Annotated in this window: 11 protein-coding genes and 6 pseudogenes; 4 read left to right on the top strand and 13 right to left on the bottom strand. The window is 56.7% G+C overall.

All coding sequences use genetic code 11. The features are described 5' to 3' along the window. Window positions 1–205: 205 nt before the first annotated feature. The 4 genes and pseudogenes from JCM13583_RS06555 to JCM13583_RS06540 all read right to left on the bottom strand — a co-directional run bounded on the left by JCM13583_RS06555 (window position 206) and on the right by JCM13583_RS06540 (window position 3,306). A pseudogene (locus JCM13583_RS06555) lies at window positions 206–1,602 on the bottom strand (MFS transporter). Between the two features lie 292 nt (window positions 1,603–1,894). Then, entirely contained in the window at window positions 1,895–2,533 is a 639-nt protein-coding gene (locus JCM13583_RS06550) for an MFS transporter (protein WP_075057114.1), read from the bottom strand. A gap of 141 nt (window positions 2,534–2,674) precedes the next feature. Continuing rightward, window positions 2,675–3,025 carry an MFS transporter gene (locus tag JCM13583_RS06545; RefSeq protein ID WP_075057113.1) on the bottom strand — a complete coding sequence of 117 codons (351 nt, stop codon included), beginning with the start codon at window positions 3,023–3,025 and terminating at the stop codon, window positions 2,675–2,677. After that, complete coding sequence (locus JCM13583_RS06540) at window positions 2,974–3,306, bottom strand: hypothetical protein (protein ID WP_075057112.1); 333 nt, start codon at window positions 3,304–3,306, stop codon at window positions 2,974–2,976. The genes JCM13583_RS06545 and JCM13583_RS06540 overlap by 52 nt, the downstream gene beginning before the upstream one ends. A 196-nt stretch (window positions 3,307–3,502) precedes the next feature. Between JCM13583_RS06540 and JCM13583_RS06535 the strand changes: the two are divergent. Then, window positions 3,503–4,040 (top strand): annotated as a pseudogene (locus tag JCM13583_RS06535) (cob(I)yrinic acid a,c-diamide adenosyltransferase). On the opposite strand, the gene JCM13583_RS06530 reads toward JCM13583_RS06535, so the two are convergent. From JCM13583_RS06530 to JCM13583_RS06500, 8 genes and pseudogenes are all read right to left on the bottom strand, one after another. Further along, window positions 4,021–4,473, bottom strand: coding sequence for a hypothetical protein (locus JCM13583_RS06530; RefSeq protein ID WP_162509534.1), 453 nt, complete (start codon window positions 4,471–4,473; stop codon window positions 4,021–4,023). The pseudogene JCM13583_RS06535 and the gene JCM13583_RS06530 overlap by 20 nt on opposite strands. Continuing rightward, window positions 4,415–4,702 (bottom strand): hypothetical protein, encoded by a 288-nt coding sequence (locus tag JCM13583_RS12525; protein ID WP_162509533.1) that lies wholly within the window; start codon window positions 4,700–4,702, stop codon window positions 4,415–4,417. The genes JCM13583_RS06530 and JCM13583_RS12525 overlap by 59 nt, the downstream gene beginning before the upstream one ends. After that, window positions 4,668–6,002 (bottom strand): annotated as a pseudogene (gene lpdA, locus JCM13583_RS06525) (dihydrolipoyl dehydrogenase). Before lpdA ends, JCM13583_RS12525 begins: the two are co-directional and overlap by 35 nt. Beyond that, window positions 6,002–7,177 carry a 2-oxo acid dehydrogenase subunit E2 gene (locus JCM13583_RS06520; RefSeq protein WP_075057111.1) on the bottom strand — a complete coding sequence of 392 codons (1,176 nt, stop codon included), beginning with the start codon at window positions 7,175–7,177 and terminating at the stop codon, window positions 6,002–6,004. Before JCM13583_RS06520 ends, lpdA begins: the two are co-directional and overlap by 1 nt. A gap of 4 nt (window positions 7,178–7,181) precedes the next feature. Continuing rightward, window positions 7,182–8,149, bottom strand: a pseudogene (locus tag JCM13583_RS06515) (alpha-ketoacid dehydrogenase subunit beta). Between the two features lie 2 nt (window positions 8,150–8,151). Then, window positions 8,152–9,184, bottom strand: a pseudogene (locus JCM13583_RS06510) (thiamine pyrophosphate-dependent dehydrogenase E1 component subunit alpha). 2 nt (window positions 9,185–9,186) lie between these two features. Further along, window positions 9,187–10,044 (bottom strand): lipoyl synthase, encoded by an 858-nt coding sequence (lipA, locus tag JCM13583_RS06505; RefSeq protein ID WP_162509532.1) that lies wholly within the window; start codon window positions 10,042–10,044, stop codon window positions 9,187–9,189. Between the two features lie 188 nt (window positions 10,045–10,232). Then, entirely contained in the window at window positions 10,233–10,562 is a 330-nt protein-coding gene (locus JCM13583_RS06500; RefSeq protein WP_075057109.1) for a hypothetical protein, read from the bottom strand. Between the two features lie 155 nt (window positions 10,563–10,717). Here JCM13583_RS06500 and JCM13583_RS13990 point away from each other — a divergent pair, with 155 nt between their 5' ends. Further along, window positions 10,718–10,861, top strand: a complete 144-nt coding sequence (locus JCM13583_RS13990) for a hypothetical protein (RefSeq protein ID WP_171823493.1) — start codon at window positions 10,718–10,720, stop codon at window positions 10,859–10,861. Here the strand turns inward: JCM13583_RS13990 and JCM13583_RS06495 are convergent. Beyond that, window positions 10,848–11,336 (bottom strand): hypothetical protein, encoded by a 489-nt coding sequence (locus tag JCM13583_RS06495; RefSeq protein ID WP_075057108.1) that lies wholly within the window; start codon window positions 11,334–11,336, stop codon window positions 10,848–10,850. The genes JCM13583_RS13990 and JCM13583_RS06495 overlap by 14 nt on opposite strands. 208 nt (window positions 11,337–11,544) lie before the next feature. Between JCM13583_RS06495 and JCM13583_RS06490 the strand changes: the two are divergent. Together JCM13583_RS06490 and JCM13583_RS06485 are read left to right on the top strand one after the other, a co-directional pair. Next, window positions 11,545–12,812: pseudogene (locus JCM13583_RS06490) on the top strand (hypothetical protein). A gap of 209 nt (window positions 12,813–13,021) precedes the next feature. Continuing rightward, window positions 13,022–13,561, top strand: a complete 540-nt coding sequence (locus JCM13583_RS06485; RefSeq protein WP_162509531.1) for a radical SAM protein — start codon at window positions 13,022–13,024, stop codon at window positions 13,559–13,561. The last annotated feature ends 74 nt before the right edge of the window (window positions 13,562–13,635 follow it).

Genomic DNA, 13,635 nt, shown 5'->3' with positions numbered 1-13,635 from the left:
CTGTGGAGTTCAGTACCGGCAGCTCTGAACCGTGATCGCGTCCATCCAGTTGGCGTTCCTGCGCACACCGCTGCGGGGAACCGGTGCCATGCACTTCCAGCGAATGCCTGGAAATGCCCAGATAATATGGGTACCGCAGTAAAAGAAAGCTGAGCGAGCCTGAAAAAATTGAAGGGCGAATTTTAAAGGGGGGGCCTATATCAGCCTACCACCTCACTGTCCCTGGAGGTCTCCTCGAGGGATCTGCCTCTGTCTTCACATAGAAGGGCGCGACCCTTGACATGACCCCCCCGACCACTATGAGTGCAAGCAGGAAGAACGTCCCCCCCGCTATCCATCCAATGTACTCCACATGCTGGCCGTTCGCACCCACTATGAGCGGCGTGAACAGGCCGAATATGCCTGCCTCGAAACGCATAGTGAACCAGACGAAACCCTGGCCAGAGTCCCTTATGCTCGTGGGGAAGTGCTCTATCGAGAGTAGCCTGGTTATTGGCCACACACCGAGCCCCCCCTGACCTATTCCGAACAGGAGGAAGGACACCAGTAGTACGGCCACGTTCCTCAGGAACGGAGGATAGACGAGCAGGTAGAATGAAACCATGGACATTGCCGCACTTATCAGGTAAAGTGGTACACGGCCCACGTTCAGCCTGTCAGAGAGGAAGTAGAATATCAGGAGACCTGGGACTATCGCACTGCCGAAGTATATTGCCTCGAAGGCGAACGTTGCCCTTGCGGAGACAAGGTGCAGTGAGTTGAATATGTAAGGGAAGAATTCGCCGTAAGTCGATGCCGGGATGCCCCCCCACATCAGGTACAGGAACCATGCGAAGGCCACAAAGCTGCCGTATTTTGTGAAGAGCTCCACATACTGGTGCCTGCTGTATGATTCCTTCCTCTCTGCACCCGTTGCGTTGATCCCAAGCTGCTTCAGGGTATTCCGCACTTCCTCATTCTCACCCTTCATTATCTGGAACCTCGGGGACTCTGCGAGCCTGCGCCTCATGAACCAGGAGAAGATCGCAACGAGGCCCAGGAGTATCCATATGACCCTGAAGAGCACCATACCTGTGTTCACAAGGGCTATGGATATGCCAAGCTCGATGAGGACGCCCACGTACCACATCACATTCGTTATGGAGAATAACCTGCCCCCCCTGCTCCTCTTCGGGGCGAACTCAGATATCAGGCTCCAGGAGGTCGGGACATCGGCGCCCACTGCAATGCCTATGAGTGCATAGAATATCATGGCCCACACGGTGTTGATCATGCGTGTCGGGAAGACTCCGGTGATGGCAAGGAGTATCGATGCCACTGCGTATATTATCATATCGACCTGATAGATGTACTTCCTGCCATATAGGTCACCGAGCCTCCCGAACGCCAGCGCGCCGAATGCTGTGCCCAGGAGCGTGATCAGTGCCGGCAGCCCGTCCTCGAAGGTGGTGAAGTGGAGGAGGGCCGAGATCGCCCCCCAAGTGTTATACCTGTGCCCGCGAACATCCCAGCGTCCAGGAAGTCCCCAAGGGAGGCTATAAAAGTCCAGCTGAAGTGCCTTGAGGAAAGTTCTGCGTTGTCGAGGTTTTCAATCTCAGTCATCGGAACCGACCATTTTTTTAACACCATGAAATATATTAATAACAGTCCAAACTAATATGTACTTAGGTGTGCGCGTCGCCAGATCCCATTTTAAAAAGAGAGGTATTAAGAACAGTATTGCCTGGCGTAGAGCTGCAACTATGAAAGTGTTTTCAGTTAAGAGCGGGCAGAATCTTGAATGAGGGACTGCCTGCCTTAAAGAAACTATGGGTGCATTTCATAAGAGAAATGATCTAGTTCAACATGTCTCTGGAGGAACTTTAGATTCCATGCAGAGAACAGGCACTGTTGGTTATTTCTTGCCTGTCTTCGTGGCAGTGCTCTTTCCATATGCAAGGATGCCGTAACCTGAAAGGCTCGACGTCTCCTCCAGCCTCTCGTTCTTTGTCTCCTTTATCGCGAACAGCGTCAGTACCATGCCTGCCACAGATATGGAGCCAAGAATGAGCATGAGGTTCGGAACTCCCATGGAGGCCATTATGGAAGGAAGCATGAGCGTGAACAGGCCAGCGCCGAACTTGGCAGATCCTGAGGCTATCCCGTGCCCCGTGGTCCTTATCTCTGTTGGGAAAAGCTCGGTTGGGAGTATGAACGTGGTGGTGTTTGGCCCGATGTTACCGAACAAGAATGAAACACCGTAGAGCGCTATGAACATGTATATTGCGTCCAAGAGTCCCCTGTAGTGCGTAGCAATGATGAAATAGACAGCTGCCATCACAGAGAACCCGAGCCACTGCAACGTCTTCCTGCCGACCCTGTCTATGGTGCCCACAGCGATCCAGTACCCCCCCGGCACAGAGAACACAGAGGCGATGAGGGCGTTGCCTATTGCTATGTTCAGTATAGTGGCCCTTATGTTGCCCACGACTGTGCCGTATCCCAGGTAGGAGAGGACGAGGCCGTTGTTTATAGATGTCCCGTAAAATGCCATGTCGAAGAGAAACCAGCTGCCCGCTGTGCCGAGTATTGGAAGCCAGTACCTGCTGAGCCTTACCTTCTCCCTGGCCTCGGGGGCGCTCAGACGAAACTACCCTGAACCTGGGCGTCTCGTCAACCTTTGACCTGAAGTATATTACGGCCGCAGACGGTACCGCCCCCCCTGCCCCCCCAGCATGACCCTCCAAGCCACACCGAGGGGCAGGAAGGCCACACTAAGCACACCGACCATGGCACCCAGGAGGAGGCCGAAGCCCTGCATGGCAAATACCATGGATACCAGCTTGCCCCCCCTGTGCCTTATGCCGGAGTACTCGCTCATGAGCGTGGAACTGACAGGGTAGTCACCACCTATGCCCATGCCCAGGAAGAACCTTGAGGCCATCAGCATGGGGACACTGCTTGAGAAAGCGGAAATGAGGGCAAATGCGGTCATTATGGACAGGTCGACAACATACATGACCTTTCTCCCGAACCTGTCCGCCATCCTGCCGAATACGAAGCACCGATGAAAGCGCCGAAGAGTGCGATGGAGCCAAGAAGGCCCTCCTCCAGTGTGACAGATGAGATGTGGAGCCCCAGGAAGGAGACCTGGGCTGAGCTGAAGATGTTGTGCGAAGCCGTTATTCCGAAAAACGATACCAGGATTGGCAGGGCCGTGCTGAGGACGAAAAGGTCATAGGCGTCTGTCAGGAAGCCCATGCCGGATATGAAGACCATCCTTAGGTGGAGGCGGGTTATGCCAGACCTGTCATACTTATCAAGCAACTCCCTTGACCCTAACTCCATTACAGTATGTGATCACTGTTAAGGGTAATAAGTGATCCACTATATTCTATATCCACCTATATAGCCACTTTGAGTATTTAGAGTTGGTGTACACTATATAGTATACGGGAAAATGGTCCTGCAGGTACGCATAGGCAAAGGTTATCACAGGGGGGGCCACCCTAACCCCCCCAACGTGTTCACGAGGAGAGGAGACCAGGGAGAGACAGACACTGGGTCGAGGAAGAGGGTCGCAAAGTCCTCTTCCCTGATAAACCTTGAGGGAACGATAGACGAGACAATATCGTTCATAGGCTTCGCAACGGTCAAGACCAGGTGGGAAGATATCAGGCAGGACCTCAGGACGGTTCAGGAAGACCTGTTCACAATAGGAGAAGAAATAACGAGCGAGGGGGGCCGGAAGGCACATCGACAGGTCTAGGGTTGACTGGCTGGAGGAGAGGACGCTGGAATACAGGAAGGAGATAGGCAGGATCGACCTATTCGTGGTGCCGGACGGGTCAGAGGAGGCAACTTCCCTGCACATATGCAGGACGGTCGTGAGGAGGCTTGAGAGGCTCGCTGTCTCACTAAGGACGGAGCTGGGCTTCGAAGGCACCATACTAGCGTACCTGAACAGGCTCTCCTCGCTCCTCTTCATGATGGCACTGGCAAGCAACAGGAGGCTCGGGATAACCGAGAGGATATGGAGGTTCAGGAAGGAAGGGGACTGAGGCCCAGGCCCTGGAGGAACTCCTCCCTGTCCACAAGCCTGAAGGGGCCATACATGGGGGGGCCCAGGGACCTGATGACTGACTGTATGTAGAGCTTTCTGTCCACGCTAACCCAGCCCATCACGGATGGCGAGAGGCCGCAGGGGGGGTTGATCCTGTAGAATCCATTCATTGCAGCCTCCGATGTGTTCAGTGCAGAGCCATGGAAGCTCACTTCCCCCCCATCTATCGCAAGGCCTATGGAGCAAACCTTCCTGCCTGACACCCAGATGCCCGGTTCCGATCCCCTGTAGGCATGTATGCCCTGGTCCTCCAGGCGTCTATGACCGACTGCTCCACGGATCTGATAAGGAGGCCAACGTCCCTCCTCCCCCTCACGCATAACGCTGAAGACGTAGTAGGCCACTATCTGGTCTTTGCAGTGGTACGTCACGTCGCCTCCCCCGCTCCACCTCTATCACATCTACGCCGGAGTAGTTCGACCTTTCCGCCTTCCTGCCTATCGTGTACACTGGAGGATCATGATCGCAGAAGAGGATCGTGTTGCCGACCCTCCCCCCCTCCTTCCTGAGTGAGACGAGGTTTCTCTGGATGGAGTGGCAGTAACTGTATTCGACTGTGCCAAGGTCAACCGCGAGGTTTGAAGTGGAGTGGCTTTCCATACTGCTCCTCCGCACTCTCCTTTATACCCTCCGAGACCGTTGGGTGCGGGTGTATCGTCAGGCCTATGTCCATGCGTTGAGCCAGACTCAACAGCCAGCGATATTTCGGATATCATCTCCGAGGCATGTGGGGGGGCCACTATGGCTCCACCGTTGATGTTCCCCCCTGCTCGTCGAAGTAGAGCCTGTAAGCACCTGTGGTCTCGTTCAGGCCCAGCGACCTGCCATTGGCGGCCAGCGGGATGGATGTTGCCCTGCCCTCAAGAGCGCCAGTGTAGGCGACCTCGGGGGGGTCGCTGAATATCACGAAGGGCATGGCTCTGTAGTCCACCACGGTGTCAACTCCGCATATATTATCGGCAACAACATCGGCCTCATAATATGCTTTGTGGGCCAGCATGGGGCCCGTTGTGACGTCGCCTATTGCCCATACACCGTCCACGGAAGTCCTCTTCCTGCTGTCCGTCCATATGAACTTGCCGTCCATCCTGAGGCCCAGGTTCTCGAGGCCGAAGCCTGTGTGTTCGGGGGGGTCCTGCCCACAGTGACCAGGAGTTCCTCTGCCTCCAGCACCGTTCCGTCGTCGAGCGTGGCCTTCACCCTGCCCTCCTTAACCGCAGATGCGACCTTCCTGCCTGTGTATACGTTCACCCTGAGCTCAGATAGGCGCCTCTCCACCAGCTTCACGATCTCCCTGTCCACTCCAGGTAGCACAGAGGCATCATCTCCACTATTGTCACAGACGACCCAAGCTTGGAAAGTGCCGTTCCGATCTCTATGCCTATGTAGCCACCGCCAACTATGATTATGCTCTCAGGGATGCGCTTCATGTCCAGGACTTCCCTGTTGTGCATCGCCCACTCCATTCCCCCCCTCAACTTCACAGGAGAGGAGCCTGTTGCTATTATGAGGTTGCTGCACGACAGTGTCCTTCCCCCCCCACTGTGACAGTGTTCCTGTCCACTATCCTGGCCTCGCCCTGCACGATCTCCACGCCGTATGACCTGCATAGTACCTCGACGCCGCCGGTGAGGCGCCTGATCATGTTCCACTTCCACTCCTGCCACCTCTCCATGTCGATCCTGAGGTCGAGGCTAACGCCAGGCAGCGATCTAAGGTAGTGGATCGAGTTGGCCATCTCTATGAGTGCCTTTGACGGTATGCACCCGTAGTTAAGACACTCCCCGCCTATCCTGTCCTTCTCAACCAGGGCTACCTTCTTGCCCTTCTGGCCGAGCCTTATGGCTGCAGCATAACCCCCAGGCCCGGCGCCTATTATCACCGCATCGTATTCCGGCATCAGACCACCATGAAGAGGTACGGGTTCTCTATGAGCTCTTTGAGCCTTATCAGGAACCTTGTGGCCATGGCACCGTCTATGAGCCTGTGGTCGCAGGAGAGAGAGCAGTACATGAAGAAGCGCTCTCCTTCCTGGAATGCCCTGTGCATGGCAAGTATTGCGACCTCAGGGTAGTTTATTATGGGTGTGGAGAAGAGGCCACCTATGCTGCCAACATTCGATACTGTGAAAGTTGATCCCTGCACCTCCTCCAGTGTCAGCTGGCCCTTCCTTGCCCTCTCCGCTAGGTCCCTGACCTCGCTTGCTATCTGCATGATGCTCTTCCTGTCAGCGTCCTTCACCACGGCCACTGTGAGGCCCTGCTCCGTGTCAACCGCCATGCCTATATTGTACCTCTTCTTCAGCAGGTACCTCCTGTTCGCCTCGTCGTATATCGCGTTCAGGTACGGGTAGTCCCTGAGGGCCACGCTCACTGCCTTTATGAACATTGACGTGTATGTCACCCTGCTGCCCCTCTTCCCGAGGTCGTCTATTATCGCTTTGAGGTGGGTCACGTCGAACCTCTCGCTGACCATGAAGTGGGGGGGCATCTCACTCTTGGCCTTGGACATCTTCTCGAATATGAGGCGCCTGAGACCCCCCCTTATTTCGAGGATCTGATCCTCCTCAGCAGTAACCATTTGAGTGCTCACTTTTGCAGTCTCGCTTCTTGTGGCCCTAGCACTCTCCGCTGCCCTGAGGTCGTCAAGTGTCACTCTGCCGTTCGGCCCCCCCGATCCCTTGATCACAGTGAGGTCTATGCCCCCCCTCTCCCGGGCGATGCGCCTCACCGCTGGCGAGGCGAGGACACGGGTGGCCCCCCCTGCTGGCCTCTGTACCTGCACCGGCACCTCACGGGCCTCCTTTGCCTCCGCCGGCTTAGGAGACGCCACTTCGCCTTCCGTGCTTATCTCTATGAGGACTGTGCCGACCTTCACCACAGAGCCTTCAGGGTACTTTATCGATTTCACCACTCCTTCGATAGGAGAGGGTATCTTGACTGTGACCTTGTCAGTCATGACCTCTACCATGTCCTGGTCTTTCCTTATGCGGTCTCCTTCCCTGACGTGCCACTTCACTATTTCACCTTCAGATACGCCTTCCCCCCCTATGTCCGGTAGCCTGAACTCGTACATGCTGTCACCTGAACTCCATTACCCTCTTTATTGCTGCCAGTATCCTCCTCTCGTTTGGAAGGTAGATGTCCTCCAGCCTGTATGGAAACGGCGTGTCCGGCCCAGTCACCCTGACTATCGGTGCATAGAGGTACTCTATTGCCCTCTCCGCAATCAGGGCAGAGACCTCTGCACCGAGGCCCAACGTCCTGGGGGCCTCGTGAACTATCACGACCCTCCCAGTCTTCTTCACACTCGATATGATCGTCTCTATATCCAGGGGCCACAGCGTCCTGAGATCGATGACGTCCGCGTTTATGTTGCCCCCCCCTTCACCGTGGCCATGACCGTGGGAACCATCGAGCCGTAGGTTATTATGGACACATCATCGCCAGTGTTGAGGACACCCGCCTTACCCAGTGGCACCCTGAACTCCTCCTCCGGCACCTCCACCTTCTGCGACCTGTAGAGGCGCTTGGGCTCCAGGAAGATCACGGGGTCGTCGAGGTCGAGCGAGGAGTTAAGGAGGCCCTTCGCATCGTAGGGGTTCGATGGGCTCACCACCGTGAGGCCGGCTGTGTGGACGAAATATGACTCGCCGCTCTGTGAGTGGTAGAGCCCGCCCTTTATGCCTCCACCAACTGGCGTCCTGAGTACCAGGGGGGGCACACTGTTCGCCCCCCCGCCAGTCCTGTACCTGATCTTGGCCATCTGGTTCACTATCTGGTCGAACGCAGTGTATATGAAGTCCTGAAACTGTATCTCCGGCACCGGCCTGAGGCCCTCCAGAGCCATGCCTATTGCCATTCCCACGATGCCAAGCTCTGCCAGTGGAGTGTCTATGACCCTCTCAGGGCCGTACTTGGCCTGGAGCCCGTCGGTGACCCTGAAGACGCCGCCGTCCCTGCCAACATCCTCGCCCAGTATCACTATCCTGTCATCGCCTGCCATCCTCTGGTCCAGAGTGGAGTTTATGGCCTGAACCATGTTCATCATCATAGTATCTCCTCCATCTCCTCCTTCAGGTTCCAGGTCATCTCCTTGTAGACGTCATCGAAGAGCGTCCTCGGCTCTGGGGGGCCGGTACCTTTTCAAGCTCCTCGAACCTAGAGTCGACCAGTTTCTTGGCCTCCTCCCATAGCTTTTCGGACTTCTCTTTTGTTATGTACCCTAAGGCTATGAGGCTCTTCTCCGCAATGACAAGGGGGTCCTGGTCGCTCCCCCCCTCTTCAATGGCGTTATCCCTGTACTTGCTCGGGTCGTCAGATGTGGAGTGCGGGCCCATCCTGTAACTGACAGCCTCCACCAGGTACGGCCCCCCCCTCCCGGACCTCACGTACTCGACCGCCTCCCTGCAGACCCTGTATGTCCTTATGAAGTCGTTGCCATCTACCTTCGCACCAGGCATGCCGTAGGCCTCGGCCTTCTTCCATACCTCTACCTTCGACTGCTTCTCGTATGGAAGAGATATGGCCCAGCGGTTGTTCTCGCAGACGAAGAGGACTGGAAGGTTGTAGACGGAGGCAAAGTTCATTGCAGCGTGGAAGTCGGGTGTGGACGATGCCCCCCCATCGCCGAACGTTGCTGCGACTATGCCGGGAAGCTTCCTGTAGCGCCTGGCATAGGCAGAGCCAACAGCAAGGGGGGGCAGGTTGGTTCCCACCGGGCTCGGGACAGAGAAGAAGTTGCCCTCGGTGGCCATCAGGTGGCTCGGCATCTGCCTCCCCCCTTTGCCAGGTCCCTAGCGTTCCCGAATATCTGGTTTAGGATAATATCTATGTCAACACCCCGGTATATCATCAGGGTGATGTCCCTGTAATACTGGAAGACCCTGTCCTCTGGACGTAATGCCATGCCGAGGCCAGCCTGCGTGGCCTCCTGCCCCCCCATCGACGGCACATAGAAGCCCACACGGCCCTGCCTCTGCGCAGTCATTATCTTCTTGTCCAGCGTCCTCCCCAGGACCATCGCGCTGTACGCCCTCACGAAGAGTTCCTTTTCCTCCTGCTCACTCACAACCTCTGACATGTTCAATACCTCCTGGATACCCAGGCCTCTGCCGCCCTGTATGAAGAGCGGACCAGCGGCCCGGATGCAACGTAAGAGAAACCCTTGGAATACGCAACCCTCTCCATTTTCCTGAAGCGCTCCATGCTGCTGTACTCCACCACGGGCATCTGCCTCCTGCTCGGCCTTAGGTACTGGCCTATGGTCACTATGTCGACACCCGCCTGGCGGAGGTCGTCCAGGGCCCTTTCAACCTCCTCATCTGTCTCTCCCAGGCCAAGCATTATAGACGACTTCGTGGTTATGCCCGACCTCTCCTTGATGTAGCGGAGCACGTGGAGAGACTGCCTGTATGATGCCCTCCTGTCACGCACTGAAGGAGTGAGGCGTTCCACGGTCTCTATGTTATGCGCGATCACGGACGGCTGCGCATCGATCACGATGTCCAGGAGATCCTCCCTCCCCCCCTGGAAGTCTGGTATCAGGACTTCAACCACTGCACCGGTCTTCTTCACCTCCCTTATGACACTCGCGAAGTGCGATGCGCCCTGGTCAGGCAGGTCGTCCCTGTCCACAGAAGTTATGACGACATAGTCAAGGCCCATGGCAATGACACTCTCGTACACCTTCCTGGGCTCATCGGGGGGGTCAAGTGGCATGGGGGGGTGTCCGTGCGTCACGGAACAGAAGCGGCATCCCCTGGTGCAGATGCCGCCCATGATCATGAAGGTGGCGGTGCCGCTGTCCCAGCACTCCGCGATGTTGGGGGGGCACCTGGCCTCCTCGCACACAGTGAAGAGCGCCCTGCTCCTGAGCGTCTTCTTTATGTGGGCATAATTCTCACCGCCTGGGATGTATACCTTTGCGTATTCCGGTTTCACGTGTACGTATGCACTCTGTATATTCTAATCTATCGTTCAGCCTACTGAAAAATGCCCCCCCTGCATGTATATTTTTCTCAATTCAGTGATCCCCGGGACCCTCACGATCACTTTTTCCGGTTTTATATGAGTATTTTACATTGTGCTTTTATTCTAGTTGAATATTTTGCATAGACACTCCATAGCGGTCATGGTGCACTGCCCGTCCTGGGGGGGCGCGCGGCCTCCCCCTGCCTGACCATGGAGAACACAAGGAGGAAGGTTGTCACAACGGTGGCCACAAGCACCGTTACCAGCTGTAGCATGCCGTGTATCGATGAGGACACGTTGACCAAGTGCCTTATGGAGAGCGCGGGCAAGAGGATGTAGTTTCCACTGACAGCCGTAATTGCGCCGGCATATATGATGAGCGCAGCGACGGGCATTACCCATGACCTCCCGCCTGTGAGCGTGATGGCGATCAGGGTGTAGAATACAAAGAAGACAAGCGGTAGAGACTGGAATGGCTCTATGAACATAACGGGTGGCAGGGGGCACGTTGAGGCCCAGTATTGTCAGCGGGATCTGGAGGACGACTATGACGAACACGGGCATGGAGAGGAGGAACACGAGGAGCTTCGTCCTGCTCAGCAGGCTTATGGAATAGCTCATAAGGTAATACGCAGTGAGGTCGATGAGGAAGAAGCCCACGGAGAGTATATCCGATACAGACGAGACCCTTGACTGCAGGCGGCCGCTTGAAAGCTGGAGGAAGAAGTGCAGGGCCACCGTCAGGACTATTGAGGTGACAAACAGGATTGATGCTATGCGGAGGTAAAGGTACCGCCTGTCCCTTCCTGAGGGCCTTGAGGTGTACAGGAGGTTTGCAGAGAAGGCCCTGGCCCACACGTCCTGGGTGGAGAAGAAGACAGCTGGCACCGGCAGCTTGGATTCCGAGTCGAACACATGCCGCACCAGCCTGGCCCCGGCCTGACCACCCGGTACCTGGAAAATAAGGCATATTTGCCGTCGACGGAAAAGGCCTCGGAGAAGTCCCTAGTGTAGACTGGCGTTATGCCAGCGGAGAGGAGCTCCCTGCAGAAATGGAGCATGAGAGGGTTCATGTCCTCCTGGACCCTGGCGACAACCCAGAATGCCTTTCTCCTTGTCTTGCCGGCCAGGGATTCGCTGACCTGCGAGATCGTTTCACGTACTATGTCATAGCCACCACTCCCCCCCATCACCTTTTGATCAGATCCCGCGTCCCCCCCGAATATTGAGACAGCCTGCGATTCCTTCCTTATTATGTTCAAACGCCTATTTACCCCCCCTGGCCAGATTGTATAGGTTTTGGCCATAATAAATGTGATGCGGGCCATTCAGAGGTCGTTTCAGCCCGGGACTGTGGCCAAAGGCCATATCTGCCCTGACATGCCCGAACTCTGAGCCTGCGTGTAAGACCAACCTATTTATAAGTGGAATGGCTCTTTAACCGTGGACGTGAAGGTGGGGGGGATGAAGATCCCTCCCCCCCAGCTCTGCATGGTGTGCAGGGGGGGAGGGAAGCTGCTGTGCGGCCTGACGTTCTGCCCCCCCATCGAGGTGGCCAACACACTGAAGCCCAGGGTTACGAGCGTGACAGGGAACGAGGTATACGGGTCGTCGCCACCGTCTGTGTTCGTGGGCCGGCACAGCTACCCCCCCAAGGTGAGGGTTTACCCATCGGCCCCCCCTCCGGTCGTGGGGGGACACAATGCTCTACGAAGATTCCGGCAGGTGGCTCTCCATGGACATGGAGGAGTTCCTCTCCATGAGGCTATCCCTGCTCCGGGGCGGCATGCAGGTGAGGGACGTTTCAGTGGCAAACCCGGACTACACGATGCAGGAGATACAGGTCATGGCCATCTCCTCCAGGCCTGTGGAGATCGACATGAGGGTCTCGAAGCCGTTCAGCGAGAGGAGTGTGAGGCTGAGTGAGGACACGCCTCCCATGGGCCCCCCCTCTGCACCCCTGCAAAAGATCGCCATATCAGAATCTAAGGCGGACCAGAGGGTAGAGAAGGCCTTCTACGACACCGATCTACTGGCCAGTGAGGCCATGTCATCGCTCTACAGGAGCGGTGTCACGGTCAGCCAGCTGACCAGGGCTCTCAGCGTGGGTGCCCTCGGCACGGGCAGGAGGAGAAGACTAGTGCCGACAAGGTGGGCCATCACCGCTGTTGACAGCACACTCTCAGATGCCCTTGTAAGGAGGATAAAGGGTTACAGCGAGCTCGGGGAGTTCCTGGTCTTCAGGAGGGAGACGCCTGGCAACCTCTTTGTGGGCATACTCGCACCTTCAACATGGAGGTACGAGTGGGGGCGAGGCCTGGTTCCCAGGGAGCACATGGAATCTCTGGGGGAACGAACCCGGAGGTCATGATCGATTACGAGGATTACCGGGGGCGTGACACCTACCCTGACATAGGTGGGTGCTACTACGCGGCGAGGCTCGCTGTGCCGAGTACCTCGACGCTGTGAGGAGGCAGGCAGCGCCCATCCTGTGGAGGGAGATCTATCCCAGCTTCAACCTGCCCGTGGGGGTGTGGTACGTCAGGGAGAACCTGAGGGAGATGTTCAGATCCAAGCCGGAGAGGTTCTCCTCACTGGCAGAGGCGCTCCGGCACGCAAGCATCGGGATGAGGGTACCGCTTGAGAAGTGGGTCTCCAGGTCACATGTGGTCAAGGCCCTGCGTTCGGTGACGCTTGACCACTTCATGGGTGACATGCATGATGGTGATCGAGGCTGAGGCCAGGAGGGCACTCTCACGCTCCGGGATGCCCGAGAACGACTATGCGCTGAACCCGTACCTTGGCTGCCAGCACGCCTGCGCCTACTGCTACGCCATGGATATGACGCGCTTCCCGGATGGTGCGGCATGGGGGGACTTCGTGATAGTCAGGAAGAACATCGTGAGCCTACTGGAGGCGGAGATAAAGGGGGAAGAGGAGAGGGATAGTGGCCCTGGGCACCATAACAGATCCTTACCAGGCTGTGGAGGCCAAGTTCAGGCTTTCCAGGGGGTGCGAGGAGGTACTGCTCAGGAACGGGTTCTACACAACCATACAGACCAAGTCACCTCTCGTGCTCAGAGACCTGGACCTCCTGAAGGCACACAGGGACATGGTCGATGTTGGCCTGACCATAACGACCCTGGATATGGAGGCGGCCCTCAGGGTGGAGAGGAAGACCCCCCCGTCCCCCCCTGAGGCCAGGGCCCGGGCGCTCAGGGAACTGGCCAGGAACGGGATACGGACATGGATATTCTACGGGCCAATAATAAGGGGATACAACGACAGCAGGGAGGAGGCGGAGAGGATCATAGGGCTGGCAGCAGAGACCAACTCCGAGATCTTCTTCGATAGATACAACAGGCACAGGCTCTCGGACATGGAGATGAGCAGGGTCTTCGGTGGATTGAGCGTGGAGCCCGGCGGTAAGTGGTACAGTGAGATTTCATCATGGATAGTGGAGAGGTGCAGGCGCGAGGGGGGGTGAGGGTGAGGGTGCAGTGGAAGGAGAGCAGGCACACCCTCAGGTCGACGAGCCTCGACGACTTCTCCGGGCAGTGA

The organism is Thermogymnomonas acidicola JCM 13583 (assembly GCF_001316105.1).
GTDB classification, from domain to species: Archaea; Thermoplasmatota; Thermoplasmata; order Thermoplasmatales; family Thermoplasmataceae; genus Thermogymnomonas; species Thermogymnomonas acidicola.
Note: the sequence above shows the minus strand (reverse complement) of the source record. Positions and strands in the feature narration are given on the sequence as shown.

Excerpts from the sequence above, each read along its gene's own strand:
- JCM13583_RS12525 (WP_162509533.1), bottom strand. The coding sequence starts at position 4,702 with ATGGAAAGCCACTCCACTTCAAACCTCGCGGTTGACCTTGGCACAGTC.
- JCM13583_RS06520 (WP_075057111.1), bottom strand. The coding sequence starts at position 7,177 with ATGTACGAGTTCAGGCTACCGGACATAGGGGGGGAAGGCGTATCTGAA.
- JCM13583_RS13990 (WP_171823493.1), top strand. The coding sequence starts at position 10,718 with ATGAGGAAGAAGCCCACGGAGAGTATATCCGATACAGACGAGACCCTT.
- JCM13583_RS06500 (WP_075057109.1), bottom strand. The coding sequence starts at position 10,562 with ATGTTCATAGAGCCATTCCAGTCTCTACCGCTTGTCTTCTTTGTATTC.
- JCM13583_RS06550 (WP_075057114.1), bottom strand. The coding sequence starts at position 2,533 with ATGGCATTTTACGGGACATCTATAAACAACGGCCTCGTCCTCTCCTAC.
- JCM13583_RS06545 (WP_075057113.1), bottom strand. The coding sequence starts at position 3,025 with ATGGCGGACAGGTTCGGGAGAAAGGTCATGTATGTTGTCGACCTGTCC.